This window comes from Amycolatopsis sp. CA-211722 (assembly GCF_056828465.1).
Map to the genome: position 1 here is coordinate 5192993 of NZ_CP184752.1, position 20640 is coordinate 5213632.

Here is a 20640-nt window from a genome sequence, read left to right on the forward strand (position 1 = left end):
AGAGATGTACGAGCTTTCGCGGGTTCGCCTGCACTCGGTGGGCCCGGCGGGCGCGCGGTACCAGGACGTCGTGCTGGACTTCAGCGGCGTCGGCGCGGCCATCACCGCGCCCAAACAGGACGCGCTGTTCAGCGCCGGGATCCACCTCGCGGGGGAGGGGCCGCCGCGGCGCCCGTCGCCGGCGAGCGTGCTGTTCCTGGAGAACGGCGGCGGCAAATCCGTTCTGATCAAGCTGATCTTCTCGGTCATGCTGCCCGGTCGCCGCCAGGTCGTCGGCACGACGAACACCAAGGTGCTGGAGAAGTTCGTCGCCGCCAAGGACGTCTCGCACGTCGTGCTTGAGTGGCTGCAGGTCGAGACCGGCCACCGGGTGATCACCGGCAAGGTGTCTGAGTGGCGCGGGCACGTGGTGTCGGCCGATTCGGAGAACCTCGTCGATTCCTGGTACTGCTTCCGGCCGACCCCCTCGCTCGACCTGGACTCGCTCCCGCTGACGTCGGACGGCAGGCTGCTGACGATGTCCGGCTTCCACGATCAGCTCGACAAGGTGCACGGCGGCGAGCCGGAACTGGAGCTGTTCTGGACCCGGCGTCACCACGAATGGACGTCCCGGCTCGACGGGCTCGGTCTCGACACCGAGCTTTTCCGGTACCAGCGCGCGATGAACGCCGGTGAGGGCGAGGCGGCGGACGCCTTCGCGTTCAGCACCGACGAGGCGTTCGTCGAGTTCCTGTTGCGCGCGGTGCTTTCGGAGGAGGAGCCGAAGGATCTCGCCGAGGTCGTCGCGACGTACGCGCACAACCTCGCCCAGCGCGGTGATCTGCTGTCGGAGCGCGATTTCGTCGCCGGTGCCCTCGATCTGCTCACCCCCCTGGCGGAAGAAGAAGGCGTCGCCGCCGCGTCACGGAAGCTCGCCGACGCGGCCCGCGCCGAGATGCGGACGCTGGCCGGTCAGGTCGCCGCGCGCGACAAGCTGGAGAACGAGCGGCTGAGCGGGCTCGAACAGCACGTCGACGAGGTGAAGTCCGCGGAGAAACTGGCCGAGGGCGACCACCGCCGCCTCGCCGCCGGGGTCACCGAACTCCGCCGCCTGGTCGGGAAACTGCGGCTCGACGAGGCGCAGGAGGGCAAGAAGCGGATCGACGGCGAACTGGCCGAGGCCAAGACCGCCGCCGAGGCCTGGCGTGAATGCGCCACCGTGCTCAACCACCTCAACGCCTCCCGCAAGGCCCGCGATTTCCGGGAACTGGTGGGGAATCGTGAGCAGAAGGCGCAGCCCGCGCTGCAGGCGCGCAACGCCGCCGCGGCCGCGCTCGCGCGGGGGCTGCTGGCCCTGGCCAAGAACGCCACCGAGCAGGCGGCGAAGGCCGAAGCCCATGTCGGCGCCCTGCGTGCGGAAGCGGAGAAGGCCCAGGCGGAGCGGGACGAGTCCGCGAACCTCGCGGCCTCGCGCCGCGCGGAGGCCAGGGGGCTGGGCGCGCGGATCGCCGAAATCCGTGAGGAGATCGCGGAATCCGTCCGGTCCGGCGCGCTCAAGGCCGGTGCCGACGTCGCCGAAGCGGCGCGCGCGGCCAGGGCCGAGGCCGAGGCGACCGCCGCGGAACTCGTCCGGCGGGAACAGGAACTCGAACGCGTCGCCGAGGACCTGCGGTCCGCGCAGGCCACCGTGAACGACGCGCACCGGCTCGCGGGGTCCACAAAGGACCGGCTGGAACGGGCGGCCGACGAACTCGACCGGGCCAACCGGCGTACCGACGCGCTCGCCGTCGAACCGCGGCTGAGCGAACTCCTCGGCGCGGACGACGTCACGCTGGAGACGGACCTCCCGGTGTTGCTGGAGCGTCTTCGTGAGGCGGGTTCGGCCGCGGAGAAGGAACAGACCGCGTTGCGGATGGAGGAATCGGTCGACGAGCGCGCGCTGAACGCGCTCGGCTCGGGTGGTCTCCTGCCCGCCACCGAAGAGGTCCAGGCCGCGTTGGACGCGCTGGAAGCGGCCGGGATGAACGCGTGGTCCGGCTGGCGTTACCTGTCCACTTTGGACAAGAAGCGGCGGGCGGCCGTGCTGGCCCGTGCGCCTCAGCTGGTCTCGGGGATCCTGCTCAACGAGCCGGAGCAGGTGCGGCTCGCGGAGAAGGTCCTGGCGGAGCGGCGTCTGCTGCCCACCACGATCATCCCGGTCGCCACGACCGAGGCCACCACGACCGACCGCCTGCCGGACGAGGCCGGGATCGAATTCCTCGTGCCGCCCAATCCGGCGATGTACGACGAGGAAGCCGCCGACGCCGAGCGCGAGGCCATCGCACTCCGGCACGCGGAACGTCAGCGACGGCTGGAAGCGCTGGCGACGTCGCTGGCCGACGACAGCGCCCTGTCGTGGAAGCTCAAGACCTGGCGCGAGGACTATCCGCCCGGCAGCGTCGCGACACTGGCCGAGCAGCTCCAGAACGCGCGTACCGCGCACGAAACCGCGCGGACGGCGTTGGAGCAGGCGGAGAAGGAGTTCCAGCGCCTCGGAGAGAAGGCGGCCGGGCTCCGGGAACGGGTTCCCGAACTGCGCGCGGCTTCGGCCGAGGCGGGGGAGCGGGCCCGCGGGCTCGAAACCCTCACCGCGCGCGCCGCGAAGATTCCCGAGTGGACGGACGACGTCGAACGCGCGACCGAGACCGCCGAACGGGCGGAGGCGACGGCGGCCGAAGCCGCGGTGAAGGCGTCCCGATCGCGCGAGCAGGCGAGCGAGGAGCAGCGCACCGCGGACGGGCACCGGCGCACGGCGACGACCGCGAAAGCGGAACTGGCCGAGGTGCCGGGATCCGGTGACGTCACCGAAGACGACCCCGCGCCCGCCGAGCCGGTGGACGCGTTGCGGCGCACCTTCGCGTCGGCTTCCGAGGCGTACGCGAAGGTCGAGGTCGGCAGCGACCTCCGCGCCGAACTCGACCAGGCCGAGAGTGTCGAGGCGTCCGCGCGGGCGGCCGTCGAGGCGCTGGACGACGCCGTCCGCGAGCGGGCCTCGGCCCTGCTGGAGACTCCGGACGGATCCGACGCTTCGGCGCGGGCGGCGGCGCAGGCGCGGGCGAACCGTGCGGTCGCGGTGCTGGAGGAAGAACGCACCGAGATCGTCGGCCTCGTCGCGACCCGCAAGGCGGAACTGGGCCAGTTGCCCGAACAGCCGTCCGCGATCGCTTCCGACGCGCGGCCGAAGGACATCGAGCACGGCCTCGAGCTGATCGACGAGGCGAGTCTCGAAGTGTCCGCCGCCGCGCGGAAATGGGAAGAACTCCAGGAGCGCCGCGCCGCCGCCGAAGCGACGTTGGAGTCCGCGAAGACCTCCGCGTCCGGCTTCGGCCTGCTGGCCGAATCCATGGCGCACCTTTTGTCCAAAGAGGACGAAGTGGCGGCCTTCGAGGGCGACGTCGAATCCGCGCGCGCCAAGCACTCCCGGCTCAACACCTCGCTCACCGAGGCGCAGGACGCCGCCGACGCGGGCGACCGCCGGGTGCGTGCCGCGGCGGACCAGCTGGCGCAGTACGCCACGGACAAGCGGTTCGAAAAGCTCAGCACGCCCGTGCGGCAGCAGGTGATCTCGGTCCGCCGTGATCAGCTGCCCGCCCACGCCGGGGAATGGGCCGAGGCGCTGCGGCCACGGCTGCGCACGCTCACCGACGATCTGGCGCAGATCGACCGGCACCGCGGCGGCATCATCACCCGCCTGCAGGGCATGGTCGACGGCGCGTTGCGCACTCTCCGTGCGGCGCAACGGGTTTCGCGGCTGCCGGACGGTCTCGGCGACTGGTCGGGCCAGGAGTTCCTGCGGATCCGGTTCACCGAGCTCGAGGAGAACCTGCTCGCCGAGAAGCTGGGCGAGGTCGTCGACGAGGCCGCGGTGGGGAAGACCGCCGACGGCCGGGATGTCAAACGGGACGGGCTTTCGCTCGTGCTGCGCGGCGTGCAGGCCGCCGCTCCCAAGGGTTTCCGGGTCGACATGCTGAAGCCGGACTCGGTGCTGCGGACCGAACGCCAGCGGGTCTCCGAGATCCGGGACGTGTTCTCCGGCGGGCAGCAGCTGACCGCGGCGATCATCCTGTACTGCACGCTGGCCGCGCTGCGGGCGAACAACCGCGGCAAGGCGCGCAACCGGCATTCCGGTGTGCTGTTCCTCGACAACCCGATCGGCCGCGCGTCGGCGGGTTATCTGCTGGAACTGCAGCGCGCGGTCGCGGAGGCGCTGGGTGTCCAGCTGATCTACACCACCGGCCTGTTCGACGCCGGCGCGCTGAGCGAGTTCCCGCTGATCGTGCGGCTGCGCAACGACGCGGACCTGCGGGCGGGGCGCAAGTACCTGTCCGTCGACGCGACGATCCGGAACGCGACCGACGAACTCGGCGAGCCGGACGGTGTCGCGCGGCTCTCGGCGACGCGGCTGTTCACGCGGCCGCAGGACGAGCCAGAGGAAGAGGAGACCGCCTAGGTGGCACAAGGTGGCACATGGGGGCACATGAGCGCTATAGTGCGTTCATGAGCGTTCAGCACGAGATCTCTCAGCGTGATCTCCGGAACCGGTCCGGCGAGATCATGGACGCGGTCGAGCACGGTGAGACCTTCACCGTGACCCGCAGCGGTTCGCCCATCGCCCAGCTGGTCCCGTTGTGTCGACGGCACGCCGTTTCCCGCGACCAGTTCGCCGCCGGCTCGGCGAACGCGCCGCTCATCGACCCGGACAGGTTCCGCGCGGACATCGACGAGGCCTTCGAAGGGGAGGCGGACGATCCCTATGGCCGCTGAGGTCCACGGCCTGCTCGACACGAACATCCTCATTCTGCGGCGGTCGATCGATCATGCCCAGCTGCCGGATCTGATGTCGATCAGCACGATCACGCTCGCCGAGCTTTCGGCGGGCCCGCATTACGCCGCCGACCCGGCCGAACGAGCCCGGCGCACGGATCTGCTGCAACGGGTGGAGTCCGAATTCGACCCGCTGCCCTTCGGTACCGAGGCGGCCAGGATCTTCGGCCGGGTGTCGGCGTCCGTGCTCGCGATGGGCAGGACGCCCCGGCGCCGGGTGGCCGATCTGATGATCGCCAGCGTGGCCATCGCACACCGGATGCCGCTCTACACAACGAATCCGCAGGATTTCGAAGGCCTGAAGGAACTTCTCGAGGTCGTTCCGGTCACCCGGCCGGCTTGAAGCCTTCCCGGGCCGAGGCCCGGTACTGCCCAGGAGCCTGACAGCGAGCGCGGCGGAAAGCCCGGCTGAACGCGTACACCGACGTGTAGCCGACCGAGCGGGCGATGGTGTCGACCGTGTCGCCGGTGTCGCGCAGCCGGACGGCGGCCAGGTCCATCCGCCACTGGGTCAGGTACTCGCCGGGTGTCCGGCCGGTGGTCTCACGGAAGCGCCGGGTCAGCGTGCTGCGCGAGGTCGCCAGCTCCGCCGCGAGCAGTTCGGTGGTCCACGGTTTCGCCGGGTCTTCGTGGAACTTCGCCAGTGCCACGCTGATCAGCGGATCGCCGAGGACACCGAGCCAGGTTCCCCGCGCCTCGGCCGGTTTCTCGGTCCGCCACGCGCGGAGCAATTGGACGAGAAGGATGTCGACGAGCCGGTTGAGGACGAACTCGGTGGCGATCTGCGGGGCGGCCAGCTCCCGCGACAAGAGCCGGACCGTGTCGTCCAGCCCGCCGCCGACGTGGTTCGCGCGGATGTGCACCAGCTCCGGGAGCGTGGCCAGCACCTGAGTGGACACCGCCGGGTCGTAGTCGTAGGACGCGCCGAGGACATGGGTGTCCACGTCGCCGGAACCGAGGCGCAGGACGCCGCCGCAGTCACGCGCCTTCTCCGCCGCCGTGCACAGGTTGGGAATGATCGCGACGTCCGGGGCGCTGCGCAGAGTGTGCTCCGGGCCGTTCGGCAACAGGACGACGTCGCCGGGCATCAGCCTTCGCGGCGGGTGCCCGGCGAGTTCGAGCCAGGCCGTGCCGCAGGTGATGGCGTAGAAGGCGGCGCGGGCGATGCCGTGCCAGAGGATGCCCCATGGTCCGGACGCCTCGATCCGCGCGCCGGCGGTACCGCGGACGCCGCCCACGGCGAGTGCTTCGGCCAACAGATCCATGACATCGAGGGTAGTGCGACAAACGGATATGTTCATGGTGTTCTCGGGCATCGAAATGGTCACCTGGTGAGTCATACGATCGAGGTCATGACTGACACGTTCGACTTCGACCAGATCAACCGCACCGTGATCGCCGAGTTCCGCGAGACCGGCGGCAAGGCGGGCGGCATGTTCGAGGGATACCCGCTGGTCCTCGTCCACCACACCGGCGCGAAATCCGGCACCGAGCGCATCGCGCCGCTCGTCCCGCTCCTCGAAGGCGACCGGATCTACATCTTCGCGAGCAAGGGCGGCGCCGACGACAACCCGGCGTGGTTCCACAACCTGGTGGCCAACCCGGACACCAAGGTCGAGCTCGGCGCCGAGACCTTCCCGGTCCGCGCGCGGTTGCTCGCCGGCGCCGAGCGCGACGAGGTTTACGCCAGGCAGTCCGCCGTCATGCCGCAGTTCGCCGAGTACCAGGGCAAGACCAGCCGGGTCATCCCGGTCTTCGAGCTGGAGCGGGTCTAGGCCCCTCGTGAGTGGTGAGGACGGTTCTATCGACCCGTAAGTCAAAGGTGGCGTAGAGGGTCACCGCGCTCTGCCGGTCCGTGGAGGCCTTCTGCCTCTGGGGGCGGGAAGGGGGCTTTCGCGGGCTTCCGCCTATCGAACGTGTCGCGAAAGCCACTTTCGGGACATCAGGTGTCGCGAAAGTGGCTTTCGCGACACGGGCATCGGTGGCGAGGTGGCCTGCGCGGGCGAGTGGCCGGGGTGAAGGCTCCCTTCACCGCATCAGACGCGGCGAAGGGAGCCTTCACACCCCACCACCGACCCGCCCGCGACCACTCACGAGGCGGTGGTGCCGCGCACCCAGCGTTTCTGGTCCGTGAAGGCCTCCTTAGCGACTGCTGATTTGTTGACCTACTGTCGTTGGCATGGGTGACGACGGCAAGGTTAGCGCTGGTCAGGATGGACGGCGGCCGGTTCTGGACTCGTACGGCCGGTTGTCCAAAGTCCCGGAGACGGGCGAGTTGGAGAAGGTCGAGACCCAGCACGCCGACAACGCGAAGGTGATCAAGCGGGTTGGCGGTGTGCTGGGTCTTGAGTTGTCGGATGGGCTCTCGGCGTGGAAGCGCGGGGTCCGGCGTCCGGACTGGGAGCGGCTGTTGGAGCGTGTGCAGTCGGGTGAGTCGGATGGGTGCGTGGTATGGCACACGGACCGGTTGTTCCGTCAGCCGCGTGACCTGGAGGCGTTGATCGATCTCGCGGAGAACGGCTACAAGGTGTACTCGGCGCACGGTGAGCGTGATCTAGCCGACCCGGATGACCGCTTCATCCTGCGGATTGAGGTAGCGCACGCGGCCCGGTCGAGTGACGACACGTCGCGGCGGCTGAAGCGGCGGTTCGAGTCGTTCCGGGCACAGGGGCGGGAGACGGGCGGTACGCGCCGGTTCGGGTTCCCGGGCAAAGACACGTGGTGGACTCCGGACGAGGGGCAGACGAACGCCGACCGCCCGGACGTGTCCGCCGAACTGGTGGAGCGTGAGCGGCAGGCATTGCGGGACGGCGCGGCGCTGCTGCTGTCCGAGGACGGTTCGGCGAGCAAGGTCGCCGACCTGTGGAACGCAGCTGGACTGCTCTCGGTTACGGGTCTGACGTGGGTTCCGAATACGGTGCTGCCCACGATGAAGCGGCATTCGCTGGGTGGGTACCTGGTCCATGACGGGAAGATCGTGGGGAAGCTGGCGGGTGAGCCGATCCTGGACCAGCGCACCTATGACCGGCTGCAAGCGTTGTTCGCCGGGCGCAAGCGGGGACGGGTAGCGGGCCGCTCGTATGTCGGCACGGGGATTCTGCGGTGCGGGGTCTGCGGCGGGAAGCTCACCGGCCGCACGACGAACGACAGGACCTATCCGGACGGCACCCCACGTTCCACCTACTTCTGTCCCAAGCAGCGCCGGGGCTGCGGGACGGTGTTCATCGACCGTCGCGCGGTCGATGACGAACTGCTGACGTTCGTGGTGGAACGGCTCTCCGACGAACGGCACGCCGCCGAAGTGACCGCCAGGCGATCACAGGCCAGTAAGCGCCTGGAAACGCTGCGGAAAGAAATCGCCGAGGTGATGAGTCTTCAAGCGGGGATCGGCGAACGACTCGGCAAGCGGAAGATCTCCATGGAGGCGTTCGACGTCATGAACGAACCCCTCGCGGCTGACCTGGCACGGCTGACGGCGGAACGAGACGCGCTGGCCAGTGTGACGACTGCCGGGCCGACACAGGCCGAGGCCGCCTCGACCCTGGAAGCAGACTGGGAGACCGAGGACATCCAGGAACAGCGCGCGATGCTTACGCGCGCGATCGGCACCGGCAAACTGGTCGTGTTTCCCGGCGCCCGCACCGGTAAGCGGGTGTTTGACCGCACCCGGTTGCGGAACCTAGGCCCGGACGAGTTCGCCCGTGTCATTGCGGAGTGGAACGCCAAACAAGGGAACGCGGCAACGGACTCGCGGAGCTAGTCCGGGTTACGGTATTCAACGGCAACGCGCCGCCGCTCACGAGCGGCGGCGCGTTCGCCTGCCTCTGCCATCCGATCAAAGACCCCTGGCCCTCCACCCATCTAGTCAGGATGCGCCCGGATCAACCGGGACGCTACCTAGCAGCGCTGGTCAACGACGTCGGGCATCGATCCGGCGGAGAATAGCGGCGACGTCCGCGAGTTCCTCACTCGTCATCGGCGCCATACTCGCCACGATGGGACGCCAGTAGGCGCGGGATTCCTCACTGATACGCGAGACCCGTCCGCCTGCGTCGCCCTCAGGGCGGCCGGATGGCCCACCAGCCCGAGGATGACCCGCCGCAGACCGTGTCGAGCCGTCTACGGTCGTCTCAGCGTCCTGGGCGGTGGTGCTCTGTCCACCGTCCCGGGGCGTGTCGGCGTCCGGCTGGTCCGCGTCCTGCGGGCTGTCAGTGTGGTCACCGTCCGGGGTGCCCGGTCGGCCGTCTGCGGGGTGGTGTCGGTCCTCGGCTGTGTCGGTGTGCTGGTCATGGTCGCTGCCTTTCAGGCTGGTCTCTGCGGTCGCTGGTCGTGTCGAACGGGGACGGTCAGGCAAGGGCGGTCACCTCCCGCCGTCTGTGGGGGAGGGACCTTCGCGGGTCTCGGGGACACCCGGGTTTCGGCCGGATTCCGGGGTGCCGGGCTGGTGGGTCCCTCGGGTCCCTGAACCGTGTTCGCCCTGGTCAACAGCGTGACTTTCACCGAGGGACCCGGTAGGGAGATCTCCCTGTGTCCCTGTCGCGTCCCTGTCCGGGTCCCCACCGTCGCGGGCACGGGCGACCAGTGCTGCGGTGACGTCTTCGGCGCGGATGACCTTCACGCCGTCCGACTTCACCGGAGCGACGCCGTAGGCGCTGAGTGCGGCTGTGAGGTCCCGGAACGTCCATCCCTCGTACTCGTCCGGGTCATGCCGCGCCAGCCGCGTCAGGACGACCTGTGTCCTTACGCGACGGTCACCGTTCATCACCGTGTCCACGTCGGCCAGATGATCCGCGAGAGCGACGGGTGCCGTGTCGAGTTCCGGCCGTGTGCTGGTCTCGATGGCGTGGCCTGCTTCCTTAATCAACGCTATGGCGCGGGCGATGACCGGTGTCACGTCGTCGGCCTCATCCTCGAACGGCACATAGAACGTCCGCACCAACTCGAAAATCTCATCGGTGATGCCGACCGCGACACACGTTCCCCTGTCGCTGTTGATCCGCAGATCGGTCGCGCGGATACCGGCCGCGTACTTCCCTGACCCCAACAGCCCGTCGTTGGCGACCTGATCGGCCACCGAGAACGCCACACCACACGCGACGTTGCGCGTGATCTCACGCGGGATGCTGTCCTTGGTGGGCGATTGGGTCGCCAGCAGAAGAACAATCCCGTACTTGCGGCCGCGTTTGATCAGCCGCACCGCCAGCTCAGCCGCCCGTTTCCCGTACTTGGGGTGCTGGAACAACTCGTGACACTCATCGATCCCGCACACCAGCGGGTGCAGGCCCAACGCGCGCTTGTCGGCAAGCTTCCGCGACACCTTCGGCGGCCGTCCCGGTTGCTGTCCGAGGGTCTTGCCGCGTCTCTCCATTTCGGTCAGCAAGTCCGCAAGGGCTTGCGTCGCCGCCTCGGCCACGCCGTCGTCCATTCCCATGCGGTAGCGGGACAATCGAGGTTCAAACGGAGCGAAATCGGTTGACTCGCCCATCACGAACGCCCACAACTCTGCGGTCGGGTCGAGTGCCGCACCGAGCATGAGCGTGCGCAGCGCGGATGACTTGCCCTGCCCCGGGCGACCACCAATCAGCCAGTTGACCCCGATCAGCGGGGCGTTGATTACCGTGCCACGTTGGGAAAGTCCGAACGGGACGCCCTCGAAAACATCGGTCTGTCCTTCGTGGACCAGGGGCCAGTCGCCGGCGCCGCGGGCACCCTTGTCCGCGATCCATAGATCAAGGATTCCGTCCTCTTCTCCTTTGGTGGGCCAGATTTCCAGTGCCGAACGCCCGAGGTTCGCCGCCAGCCTGGACCGGCGCGCGGCGACCATGTCAGCCGTCACGCCCATGGGCAGCCGGATCTGTGCGGCGGTGCCGTCACCGTCCCGGCGGGCGGCCACCGTGTACACCAGTTCCCCGCCGTCGCGGTAGAACTTGTCCAGCGGAGCGATACCCAAGTGCGCGAGAGCGCGGGAAATCATCCGTTCGTCCACCCACGAATCCGCGTCGTCCCGGTCCGGCCGCACCAGCCAGCCCGTGCCCGGCGTGCGGTCGCGTCCCTCGAACGCGGCCGCGACCACGAACGCCAACGGCAGCAACCACAACACCCACGGGCCGACCGTGGTCAGCAGCGACCATGCCGCGTCGAGTCCGGTGTAGACCTCGGCAAGCCACGTCCACATGTCCGCCCGGTCCAGGAACGCGGCCACCGCCCACAACACCGCCACCACCGGAGCGGCCACCCGCACCGCGATCACGGCCCGCCGGATGGCGATACCGACTTTGGCCCATCGTGCCGTCGCGTCCGAACGGATCAACTCCTGTGCGGCTCGGCGTGCCTCCGCGTCGCCTGCCAGCCGCGCCCGCCTCGCGTCCGCCCGCAGGTCCGAATACGTGGCCCACGACCAGAACTTGACCAGCCACCGCCACACACCACGCGCCACGAACCAGACCAGCCGCACCACATCGCGCGGTGCCTGCCGCACCCGGTACGCGGCCACCGACCGCGCCCGCACCATCCGCCCGGACTGCCACACCCCGCGCAGCCAACGAAGCAGCCATCGCACGACCCGTCGTCGCATCGTCCGCTGTCGTGGCTGCGGCAACGTGTCATCGACTAGTTCCCCGTCGAGGATGGGGCCGACGTACTCCACTTCGGACTTCCGTGCCTCACTGGTCATGGCGCACCACCTCGGCGGCCAGCGCGGAGGCCAGCCGGGACGACAGGCCACGTGAACACCCGGTGGACTCCCGCACCCACGCCGGAGTGATCTCCACATCCGGCGACCACGCCGCCCGCGCGTCCGCCAGGTAATCGGCGAACAGCTTCCGCCGTTCCGGCCGTTCCTCGGCCACGGTCACGGGCGGTTCGTTCACGGCCGGTTCATGAACCGGCGCTCGGTTCATGGACGTGCTGACCGCGACCTGGACCGCATCGGTGAGCTTGTCCCGCAGGTCCGTCACCGCCTCGGCGGCCACGAACACCACCACCGGAGGCACCGAGTGCAGCACCACCCCGGCCGCCGTTCCGGCCGCCCACGATGACCACGTGTTCATGACATACGTGGCCGCCAGCGTGAGCCACTTCGCCGCACGCACCCACCGGCCCGTGCGGACCTGGTACCGGGCGGTGACCTGTTCCGCCCGCAGGATGGCCAGCAGGACCAGGCACACGGTCGGGTCCAGCAGCCACGCCGTCAGCCACGGCAGCGAACCCACCCCGGCACCAGCGGCAGCGAACCACTGCACGTTCGCCGTCGTGAACGCCAGCCCGAGCACGATCCCCGACCAGCACAACCGGTCCACCTGACGCCGGACCCGCTCCACCCGCCACGCGATCACGTCCGGGTGGGACTGCCAGCGCCGCACCTCGGCAGCGTCGGCAGCGTCCCGCGCCATCTGCTCAGCACTCGTGGTCATCGGCGACCACCACCCCGACGCCTGGTTGTTCCGGTGTCCAGCGTGGTCACCGTCAACGCCCGTGTCAGAACGTGCGCCGCGATCAGATCAGGCACCGCCAGCACCACGAGCAGCAGCAGCGGACTACCCGGGTGCGTGATCACCAACCACTGCACGCCCACGAACGCGGCACCCGTGAACAGCACCCGCCCGGCCAGCGACACCACCCGGGCACTAGCCCGTGCCACGTCCGCCGCCGCCCGTGCCTTGCGGGCACTGGCCCGCCACACCGTGAACAGCAACACCAGGACACCAGCCCCGGCGAGAATCTGCGTCGTCGTCAGAGAGACCGTCATCGGACCTCACCACCCCGACGACGCACCCACACCGGAAACAGCGTCCGGCGGTCCGTGTCCGGCAAACCGCCCCACACCCCGACCGTGTCCGGCCCCGCCGTGCGCAAGTCGAGTTCAAGGCACTCGTCCATCACCGGGCACCCGGCACACAACCGGGCCGCCGTCGCCCTGTCCGTCCCTGCCTCGGGGAAACCGCCCCGGTCGAACGCCCACCAACACAAACCATCCCGCGACACCACATCGGACAACACGTCATCCGACGCAGCGGACAACCGGTCAAGCTGAGCAGCCATCTCCGTGTACTCGTCCGCAGTCATCGCGCACCACCACCGAGCACACGCCGCAACTCAGCAGCAGGCACCACCAGCCGCGAACGACGACGCACCGCCCGCAGCGTGCCGACACGGACAGCGCGGCACACCTCGGACTCAGAGACACCGAGAACCCGCGCGGTCTGACGGATCGAAAGAAACGCCGGATCACCGGCACTTCGCATAGCGTTACTCATGGTTATTAACCCTTACTGTTGGCTGCGACTCGCGGAATTGCGAGCCGCTGCCATCAAGTAAGGCGCCAGAGCAGCAAATCAACTATGCCATCGAGGGAATAAACTATTCCACTCAAGGATAACCGCAGGTAGGCGACGCGGGCATTCGATCCGATATTCCGAGAAAGAATTAAATATTCTCGGTTGGAATATCGGCTTTGGGGGCGCGCTTGATCTCAGCAAGCATGTCGCGGAAGTCCCTGCCCGCGCCCGCGCCATAGGTCGCCAACTCGTCATCCAGTTCAGCCGAGACCATCAACAGCGACGGACGACTCTGTCGGCCACCCTGGATTGCTCGCAGTCCTAGCCCTGCCGCCTCCTCGACGTCGCCACGCCGTGCTGCAATGACCGCTAGCGTCAGTTCAGCTTCCGCTATGCGCATCGGAGACAACTGGACACCCTCGGGGCTGACGCCGCGCCGGATCACTTCTTCCGCATTGCGTTGGGCCAATTGGTCTTCGCCAACAATTCGATACGTGTCCATTGCGTAAAAATCCCACTTATCCGGATCGACCACGAAATGATTGTCCGGCCTCTCTGGGAAGGGAAGCTGATCCAAAAGGGCGCTGCCACTATCCAGCGCTTGACGAACCTCGTCAGGCTTTCCCATGCGGGCATAAGCCTTCGCTTGCTGCCCATACAGTTGAACCGCAACGGAGTGGGACGGAGCGGCCAAAATGCCTTCCTCGGCCGCCGCAATTACAGCACGGAAATTGCCAGTCGTCAGATTGAACCATGCGCGCATTTCGTGCGCCCAGCCCACAATCCCTTGATCGCCAGCCTCTTTTCCCAGTTCCATTGCCATGCGGCGCGTCGCCTCTGCCGCACGGAAGTCGCCAGTGTCATATTCAAGGCAACCAACGAGCAATGCCAAGGTTCCCGCCTTGCTGAGAACTTCGCGGTGCTGCGCGAGTGTAAGCCGGTTTTCTAGCAAGTTCGTCATCTGGCTTAGCCAGTTCTTGCCTTTGGTCATCAGTGTTCGCGCGTCTGAATGCGGATAGTCGCAGCATAGTTGCTCGACGGTGATGCTTACTGCATCCATTGTCGATGAGTTAATAGCGGACGCTCGTAGTCGTCGCAAAAGTTCGAGCGTGTCCATTCCCGTATTAACGACCAATAGTTCGTCGCGCGCACTCGCGGGAACAACTGCGCTCTTTGATTTCACAGATTCCGGAAAGGCTAGGCGACTCTGTCCCGGAAAATCCCACCAAAGGAGATGTTGCGGCAAGTGTAGTTTTTGGGCGTACTCGGTAAGGGCGTCGATGTTCTTTTCGGCTTTACCGTTTTCAAGCCTGCTGACTTGAGCCTGGTTGAGTCCAAGCCAACGGCCTAGCAACTCTTGATTGAGAGCCTTTCCGAACAATTCACGGTGGCGTGGGTGATTTCGGTAGGCTTTGAAAACCTTCCCCATGTGATGACTCGCGAATGCTGCTTGGAACTCGTCAGTCTGAAAGAATTCGTTCCTCAATTGCGCGGGGGGAGTTCTAAGCTGGTCGCGTTGTTCCCGGAGGCACTTGCTGCACATTCGGGCGGTGTTGTCGGCGGCCAGCAGAGTTCCACACTCCGGACAACTCCGCGAACTACCGGGCTCACCCATGCGATCCCCCTTGCCGAGGCTCAAGCCGATCAACCTCTGACCAGCCTACCTAGCACCCTGGTTCGCCACCACCGAGTGAAGGTCACCTCGTCCCGAAGTGCCTCGTGACCTGCGGGTATGCGGGACCCGGCATGCGGCATGCCCAAGTCGATATAGACCTCGGCGTTGCGTCCCACGACCGTAGGTTAGGCAAGCTCCCTGCGAGGGGATAAAGACCGGCTTCAAATTGAGCGACGGGTGACATGGAAGCAATGATTGTCACGGCATTACTTTCTTCTGGCGTAGCCCGAGTCACGCACGGGATGGCCGAATCGGTTGCACTCGTGGACGAAATTTTGAGCATGGAGCACGTCGATTCTGAAACCACCTTGTCAGTGGGAGAGGTTGAGTTTCACCGCAGCAAGCAGGGCCCGTTTCCCAATCATCAAATGAGAGTTAGTGCCCGACCTTCCATCGGCCTAGCGGCACTAAATTACACCGACCATGATGATGCGGAAATGCTAATCGCAAACTCATTCAACTCTCAACGACCGCTTCCTCGCGCGAAGCATCTCATCTTTAACGGCGAAGTCGGTTCGGTATTTCCACGATCTGCGGCAATTTCGATCGACGACGCGCGCCGCGCATTAATTGAATGGCTCAAAACAAGAAAACGCCCGACTAACGTGCAGTGGCGTCCATACGACCAATACTAGTCTGGTAATGCCTTCGCCAGTCTTCGAGCTAACGAGAGGGACAAGTCGACGTCGAAAGTTTCTCCAGGGTTCTGTATGACAAGTACTAGATTGGGTTTAGCAGGAGTAGATCGTGAGTGAATCGGCGACAACGGCGAGAAATGAAACATCGACCGCACGTAGCCGGGAATTAGGGCATGAGCTTCGGCGGATTCGCAAACGTGCCGGGTACAGCGGCACTGACATGGCGCGAAAGCTAGGCTGGGGTCTTCCCAAGGTTTCGCGGCTGGAAAGCGGCCAACGTTCGGTGTCGACAGGAGACGTTGCGGTGTATCTTGCCCGCGCTCGCGCCACCCCGGAGGAACTCGAAGAGCTTGTCGCACTTGCTGACGAGCCTCGCGGATACCAGTTAAGGTTCCATAGTCCAGGGTTGCCGGATCAGCTTCGCACCCTCATTCTACTCGAAATGTGCAGTACGGCGGTCGCCACCTACAGTTCAGAGGCGATTCCCGCACTGCTCCAGACAGACGCCTATATTCGCGCCGTTTCGCTGCGATACGGCTATACCGGCGCCGATCTTGAGAACGCCGTAGAGGCTCGACTTGATCGCCATGCCCTGTTCGCCCGACACTCTCGCCCTAGCCTCACTTTCTATATTCACGAAAAAGCCTTACGTACGATGGTTGGCGACTCGACAGTCATGTACGAGCAGCTACTTCATCTCCAGATCGCCTCATCTCTCCCGTATTGTCATATTCACGTCATACCCAACACGATTGGGCAACCCGACAGCGGCCGCGAGTTCAGCATCTTCTGCGACGAAGGAAATCCGCCCGTAGTCCACATCGACGCGTTTACCGCCAGTCTATTCCTGGAAGACGACAGTGCTATCACCTTCTACCGGGGTTTCCTCAGTCACCTCGCGACCACAGCACTCGACCATGAGCAGTCCCGGAGCTGGATCGTCAACCGGACTAGCGAACTCGAACGGAACACCTTAGAGACGTACGGCGGGTGACAAAGTCGTCCACGCCACCGCGTGGCACCACAGCCACCCCGCGAAGATCGCCAGAGTCGAGCCGCCCAGCCCGCCCCTGAGAAGGGCGCGGGCTGGGCGGCTCCTTGCTACCAAGCGGCCCGCCTAGGGCAGCGAAGTACAGATCCCGTGGTCACAAGTAGGTAAACAAAACGGTAGTCGCCTTGAGGGACCCAGAGTCCCTGAAGGAGGCCTTCACGGACGCGGCGAGCAGGCCGAACATCGCCGTTCCCGCCACTACGGCGGTCGCTCAGTTCGACGTGACGAGGTAACCGATCACCGCGGTCTCCAGGACGACCACCAGCACCAGGATCACCACGAGCCCCAGGTTGCGTTCCCGGCGTGAACGATCGGGTTCGGTCACGGTGGGTCGCTCCCTCTGTGCACTCGGTGTTCGGCGGCGGTCTGCGGTTGATACTTTCCCACCAGAAGTATCGGTATCCCGCACGGGCCCGGCAAGGCCCCGGTAGCCTCCCGCGCATGGCGGGTTCGGAAGACTCCAGGTGTGTACCGCCGGTGATCCATGAGTAGCCCCGCTGGGAAGACGTACGCGAAACCGGACACCGGGTTCGCTTGGCTGCGGATGATCGGGGCGATCCTGGTCGTCTTCGAGCACTGTTTCCCGATCATCGAACCGAGCCGGATCACCAGCCTGCCGTCGAGCTGGAACATCTCGCTGGGGTACTTCGCGCTCATGGGTTTCTTCGCCATGAGCGGCTACCAGATCGCCGACAGCTGGCGGCGTGACTCCTCGTGGTGGCGGTACCTGCTCAAGCGGGTGCTGCGGATCTGGCCGCCGCTGCTGTTCGTGGTCATGGTGACGGCGTTCGTGATCGGGCCGTTGGTGACGGTGCTCAGCCCGCGCGAGTACTGGGGGAACCCCGGCACCTGGGGCTACGTCGCGCACAACGCGATGCTGTACCCGTTGCAGCATCTGCTCCCGGGGGTGTTCACCGAGAACCCGTACCCGTTCTCCGCGAACGGGTCGATCTGGACGCTCCCGATGGAGACCACCGGATATCTGATCGTGCTCGTCGTCGGCCTGGTGGGCGGCCTCGCGCGCGGACGGATCGTCCTGATCCCGCTGCTGCTGGCGTTCATGGTGGCGGACGGGATCATCGGGGCCTCGGTCGGTTTCCACGGCGACGCGGGCTCGTTGTTCAGCGTCCCGCTGGGGTCGATGGTGGCGTTCCTGGTGGCGTTCGTCCTCGGCATGCTGCTGCACAGCTACCGGGATCTGATCCCGTTGCGCCCGGCCGTCGCGTACGCGCTGGTGGCGCTCTACCTCGTCGCGAACTTCACCCCGCCCCTCGAACCCGCGACCCGCTTCATCCTGCCCATCGCCGCGGGCTACGGCGCGATCACCTGGGCTTACCACTGGCCGCGCCGGCTGGAGGGGTACGACCAGTGGGTCTATCCCAGTTACGGGATGTACGTGTGGGGCATGCCGGTCCAGCAGCTGTACACCCTCGCCGGGGTGCGGAACTCGTACCTGCTGATCGTGCTCGCGGTGCCGACCGCGTACGTCTGCGGGCTGGTTTCCTGGCGGCTGATCGAACGGCCGACCCAGAAACTGCGGGTCTATCTCCGGGCACCGGACGAAACCCGGTCCGGCGGCGGAAGACGCGCGCCGCACCCGGACGAGGAGATCACCCAGGTGATCCCGGCCGTGCCGCCTCGGCCGCCTCGCCTGCCGGCGCCTCAAGTCGCTCGCTTCGAGCCGCGGCCCGGGGCACCGGTGCCGCCGGTGGCCCACTGCCGGGAGCATCGGAACTGACGAGCCGGGGTTTTGTCGGACCCCGGTGATAGAACCGATCCGTGACCCCCAAGATCGACATCGCGCAGCGCCGCGCCCGTCTCGCCACGCGTCATCGCCTCGTCACGCCCGCCGAGTCGGTGCACGCCGCCGCGGACGCGGTCGTCGCGCTGCACGCCACAGACCCGGCGTCGGTGCACCTCTCGGCGTGGGCGCGCGTGAAGGGCGACGGCGTCGCCGAGCTGGAGAGCGCGCTCTACGAGGAGCGAACGCTGATCCGGATGCTCGGCATGCGCCGCACGGTCTTCGTCCTCGGACACGAGAACGCGGCCCTCGTGCAGGCCGCCTGTTCCGCCGACATCGCCAGGAAGCAGCGCCGCCTGCTCGAACAACACCTTGGCACGCAGGGACATCCGGAGAACGTGCCGGAGCCGGCACGCTGGCTGGCCGAGGTCGAGGACGCGACGGAGCGCGCGCTGAAGGCCCGCGGTTCCGCCACGGCGCAGGAGCTTTCCCAGGACGAGCCGCGCCTGAAGCAGCAACTCCTGATGGCGAAGGGAAAGCCGTACGAGGCGATCGCCAACGTCACCAGCCGGGTCCTGTTCCAGCTCGCGGTCGACGGCCGCATCGTGCGCGGCCGCCCGCGCGGCAGCTGGATCAGCAGCCAGTACTACTGGGCCCCGATGACGGGCTGGCTGCCGCAGGGCCTCCCCGATTGGGACGCCGACGCCGCCAGGGTCGAGCTCGCCCGAAGGTGGCTCTACGCCTACGGGCCCGCCCCGATCGCGGACCTCCGCTGGTGGACGGGCTGGACGGCGGGCCAGACGAAGAAGGCGCTCGCGGAGATTCAGCCGGTCGAGGTGGATCTCGACGGTGTCCCCGGCGTGGTGCTCGCCGACGATCTGGAGCCGGTCGCGGATCCCCGGCCCTGGGTCGCCTTGCTCCCGTCCCTCGACCCGACGGCGATGGGGTGGATCGAGCGCGACTGGTACCTCGGCCCGCACAAGGCACCGCTGTTCGACGGCACCGGGAACATCGGGCCCACCGTCTGGGCCGACGGCCGCATCGTCGGAGGCTGGGCGCAAAAGCCGGACGGCGAGGTCGTCCATCACCTCCTGGAGGATGTGGGCGCGGACGTCGAACGGGCCGTCGAGGCGGAGGCGAACCACCTGGCCGAGTGGTTCGGGGAGGTGCGAGTCACGCCACGCATGCGCACGCCGCTGGAGCGACGGCTAGCACAGTGAAGCTGAGAGTTTTCCCAAGACGTCCTGGTAGCGACGCACTTAATCGATTCTTGACCTGACCCACCGAGTGGTGGAAGTCTCGTCAGGGCAAAGAGGGTGGCCCGAGCGCGCACGCTAGGGTTGCGCCCGAGTAAAGGACGTCTTACCGGGGCGATCCCGGACGAGTCTCAAGGGAGTGGCAGCAGTGACGGTTCGCGTAGGTGTCAACGGCTTCGGCCGCATCGGCCGCAACTTCTTCCGGGCCGTGCAGGCCGCCGGTCACGACATCGAGGTGGTCGCGTTCAACGACCTCGGCGACGTCGCCACCATGGCCCACCTGCTGAAGTACGACTCCATCCTCGGCCGTTTCCCGGGCGAGGTCAGCGTCAGCGACGAGGGCATCGTCGTCGACGGCAAGACGATCAAGGCCCTCGCCGAGCGCGACCCGGCCAACCTGCCCTGGGGCGACCTGGGCGTGGACGTCGTCGTCGAGTCGACCGGTTTCTTCACCAACGGCGACGCCGCCAAGGCGCACATCGCCGGTGGTGCCAAGAAGGTCATCATCTCCGCGCCCGCCAAGGGCGAGGACCTGACCGTGGTGCTCGGCGTCAACGACGACAAGTACGACGGTTCGCAGACCATCATCTCGAACGCGTCCTGCACCACCAACTGCCTCGGCCCGCTGGCCAAGGTCCTCAACGACGCCTTCGGCATCGAGCAGGGCCTGATGACCACGATCCACGCGTACACCCAGGACCAGAACCTGCAGGACGCGCCGCACAAGGACCTGCGCCGTGCCCGCGCCGCCGCGCTGTCCATGGTCCCGACCTCGACCGGTGCCGCCAAGGCCATCGGCCTGGTCCTGCCGGAGCTCAACGGCAAGCTCGACGGCTACGCGGTCCGCGTCCCGGTCCCGACCGGTTCGGCCACCGACCTCACCGTCACGCTGACCAAGAGCGCGACCCTCGAGGAGATCAACGCCGCGTACAAGGCCGCCGCCGAGGGCCCCCTGGCCGGCATCCTGCGCTACAGCGACGACCCGATCGTCTCGGCCGACATCGTCACCGACCCGGCGTCCTGCATCTACGACGCGCCGCTGACCAAGGTCATCGGCAACCAGGTCAAGGTCGTCGGCTGGTATGACAACGAGTGGGGCTACTCCAACCGCCTCGCCGACCTCGTCAAGCTCGTCGGCACCAAGCTCTCCTGAGCCATGGC

The 20640-nt window shown here is 67.0% G+C and carries 17 protein-coding genes; 10 read left to right on the forward strand and 7 right to left on the reverse strand.

Going from position 1 to position 20640, the window contains the following annotated elements; all coding sequences use genetic code 11:
* Positions 1–4 precede the first annotated feature (4 nt).
* From ACOCEP_RS25120 to ACOCEP_RS25130, 3 genes are read left to right on the forward strand one after another with little or no spacing between them, the layout of a single operon-like run.
* The gene (locus ACOCEP_RS25120) at positions 5–4468 is read left to right on the forward strand and encodes a hypothetical protein (protein WP_482331438.1); all 4464 of its coding nucleotides are present in this window, start codon (positions 5–7) and stop codon (positions 4466–4468) included.
* A gap of 47 nt (positions 4469–4515) precedes the next feature.
* On the forward strand, positions 4516–4782 hold the full coding sequence (locus tag ACOCEP_RS25125) for a type II toxin-antitoxin system Phd/YefM family antitoxin (RefSeq protein ID WP_482331439.1): 267 nt from the start codon (positions 4516–4518) through the stop codon (positions 4780–4782).
* Positions 4772–5185, forward strand: coding sequence for a PIN domain-containing protein (locus ACOCEP_RS25130; protein WP_482331440.1), 414 nt, complete (start codon positions 4772–4774; stop codon positions 5183–5185). The genes ACOCEP_RS25125 and ACOCEP_RS25130 overlap by 11 nt, the downstream gene beginning before the upstream one ends.
* Here the strand turns inward: ACOCEP_RS25130 and ACOCEP_RS25135 are convergent.
* Positions 5169–6107 carry an AraC family transcriptional regulator gene (locus ACOCEP_RS25135; protein ID WP_482331441.1) on the reverse strand — a complete coding sequence of 313 codons (939 nt, stop codon included), beginning with the start codon at positions 6105–6107 and terminating at the stop codon, positions 5169–5171. The genes ACOCEP_RS25130 and ACOCEP_RS25135 overlap by 17 nt on opposite strands.
* 87 nt (positions 6108–6194) lie before the next feature.
* Here ACOCEP_RS25135 and ACOCEP_RS25140 point away from each other — a divergent pair, with 87 nt between their 5' ends.
* The gene (locus ACOCEP_RS25140; protein WP_482331442.1) at positions 6195–6617 is read left to right on the forward strand and encodes a nitroreductase family deazaflavin-dependent oxidoreductase; all 423 of its coding nucleotides are present in this window, start codon (positions 6195–6197) and stop codon (positions 6615–6617) included.
* A 404-nt stretch (positions 6618–7021) separates the two neighbouring features.
* On the forward strand, positions 7022–8602 hold the full coding sequence (locus ACOCEP_RS25145) for a recombinase family protein (protein WP_482331443.1): 1581 nt from the start codon (positions 7022–7024) through the stop codon (positions 8600–8602).
* A 600-nt stretch (positions 8603–9202) separates the two neighbouring features.
* Here ACOCEP_RS25145 and ACOCEP_RS25150 read toward each other — a convergent pair.
* From ACOCEP_RS25150 to ACOCEP_RS25175, 6 genes are all read right to left on the reverse strand, one after another.
* Entirely contained in the window at positions 9203–11335 is a 2133-nt protein-coding gene (locus ACOCEP_RS25150; protein WP_482331444.1) for an FtsK/SpoIIIE domain-containing protein, read from the reverse strand.
* A 169-nt stretch (positions 11336–11504) separates the two neighbouring features.
* Positions 11505–12254, reverse strand: coding sequence for a hypothetical protein (locus ACOCEP_RS25155; protein ID WP_482331445.1), 750 nt, complete (start codon positions 12252–12254; stop codon positions 11505–11507).
* Positions 12251–12589, reverse strand: a complete 339-nt coding sequence (locus ACOCEP_RS25160) for a hypothetical protein (RefSeq protein ID WP_482331446.1) — start codon at positions 12587–12589, stop codon at positions 12251–12253. The genes ACOCEP_RS25155 and ACOCEP_RS25160 overlap by 4 nt, the downstream gene beginning before the upstream one ends.
* A complete protein-coding gene (locus tag ACOCEP_RS25165; protein WP_482331447.1) occupies positions 12586–12906 on the reverse strand; it encodes a WhiB family transcriptional regulator in 321 nt (106 codons plus the stop codon). Before ACOCEP_RS25165 ends, ACOCEP_RS25160 begins: the two co-directional genes overlap by 4 nt.
* Positions 12903–13097: a helix-turn-helix domain-containing protein gene (locus ACOCEP_RS25170; RefSeq protein ID WP_482331448.1), complete on the reverse strand. Its 195-nt coding sequence runs from the start codon at positions 13095–13097 to the stop codon at positions 12903–12905. Before ACOCEP_RS25170 ends, ACOCEP_RS25165 begins: the two co-directional genes overlap by 4 nt.
* Positions 13098–13266: 169 nt before the next feature.
* A complete protein-coding gene (locus tag ACOCEP_RS25175; protein ID WP_482331449.1) occupies positions 13267–14733 on the reverse strand; it encodes a helix-turn-helix domain-containing protein in 1467 nt (488 codons plus the stop codon).
* A 242-nt stretch (positions 14734–14975) separates the two neighbouring features.
* Between ACOCEP_RS25175 and ACOCEP_RS25180 the strand changes: the two genes are divergently transcribed.
* The 5 genes from ACOCEP_RS25180 (at position 14976) to gap (ending at position 20632) form a co-directional block, all read left to right on the forward strand.
* Entirely contained in the window at positions 14976–15428 is a 453-nt protein-coding gene (locus ACOCEP_RS25180) for an Imm1 family immunity protein (RefSeq protein WP_482331450.1), read from the forward strand.
* Positions 15429–15540: 112 nt separating this feature from the next.
* Positions 15541–16425: a helix-turn-helix domain-containing protein gene (locus ACOCEP_RS25185; RefSeq protein ID WP_482331452.1), complete on the forward strand. Its 885-nt coding sequence runs from the start codon at positions 15541–15543 to the stop codon at positions 16423–16425.
* Positions 16426–16966: 541 nt separating this feature from the next.
* Positions 16967–18220, forward strand: a complete 1254-nt coding sequence (locus tag ACOCEP_RS25190; protein WP_482331453.1) for an acyltransferase family protein — start codon at positions 16967–16969, stop codon at positions 18218–18220.
* 41 nt (positions 18221–18261) lie between these two features.
* A complete protein-coding gene (locus ACOCEP_RS25195; protein WP_482331454.1) occupies positions 18262–19443 on the forward strand; it encodes a winged helix DNA-binding domain-containing protein in 1182 nt (393 codons plus the stop codon).
* Between the two features lie 184 nt (positions 19444–19627).
* Complete coding sequence (gap, locus tag ACOCEP_RS25200) at positions 19628–20632, forward strand: type I glyceraldehyde-3-phosphate dehydrogenase (RefSeq protein ID WP_038515534.1); 1005 nt, start codon at positions 19628–19630, stop codon at positions 20630–20632.
* Positions 20633–20640 lie beyond the last annotated feature (8 nt).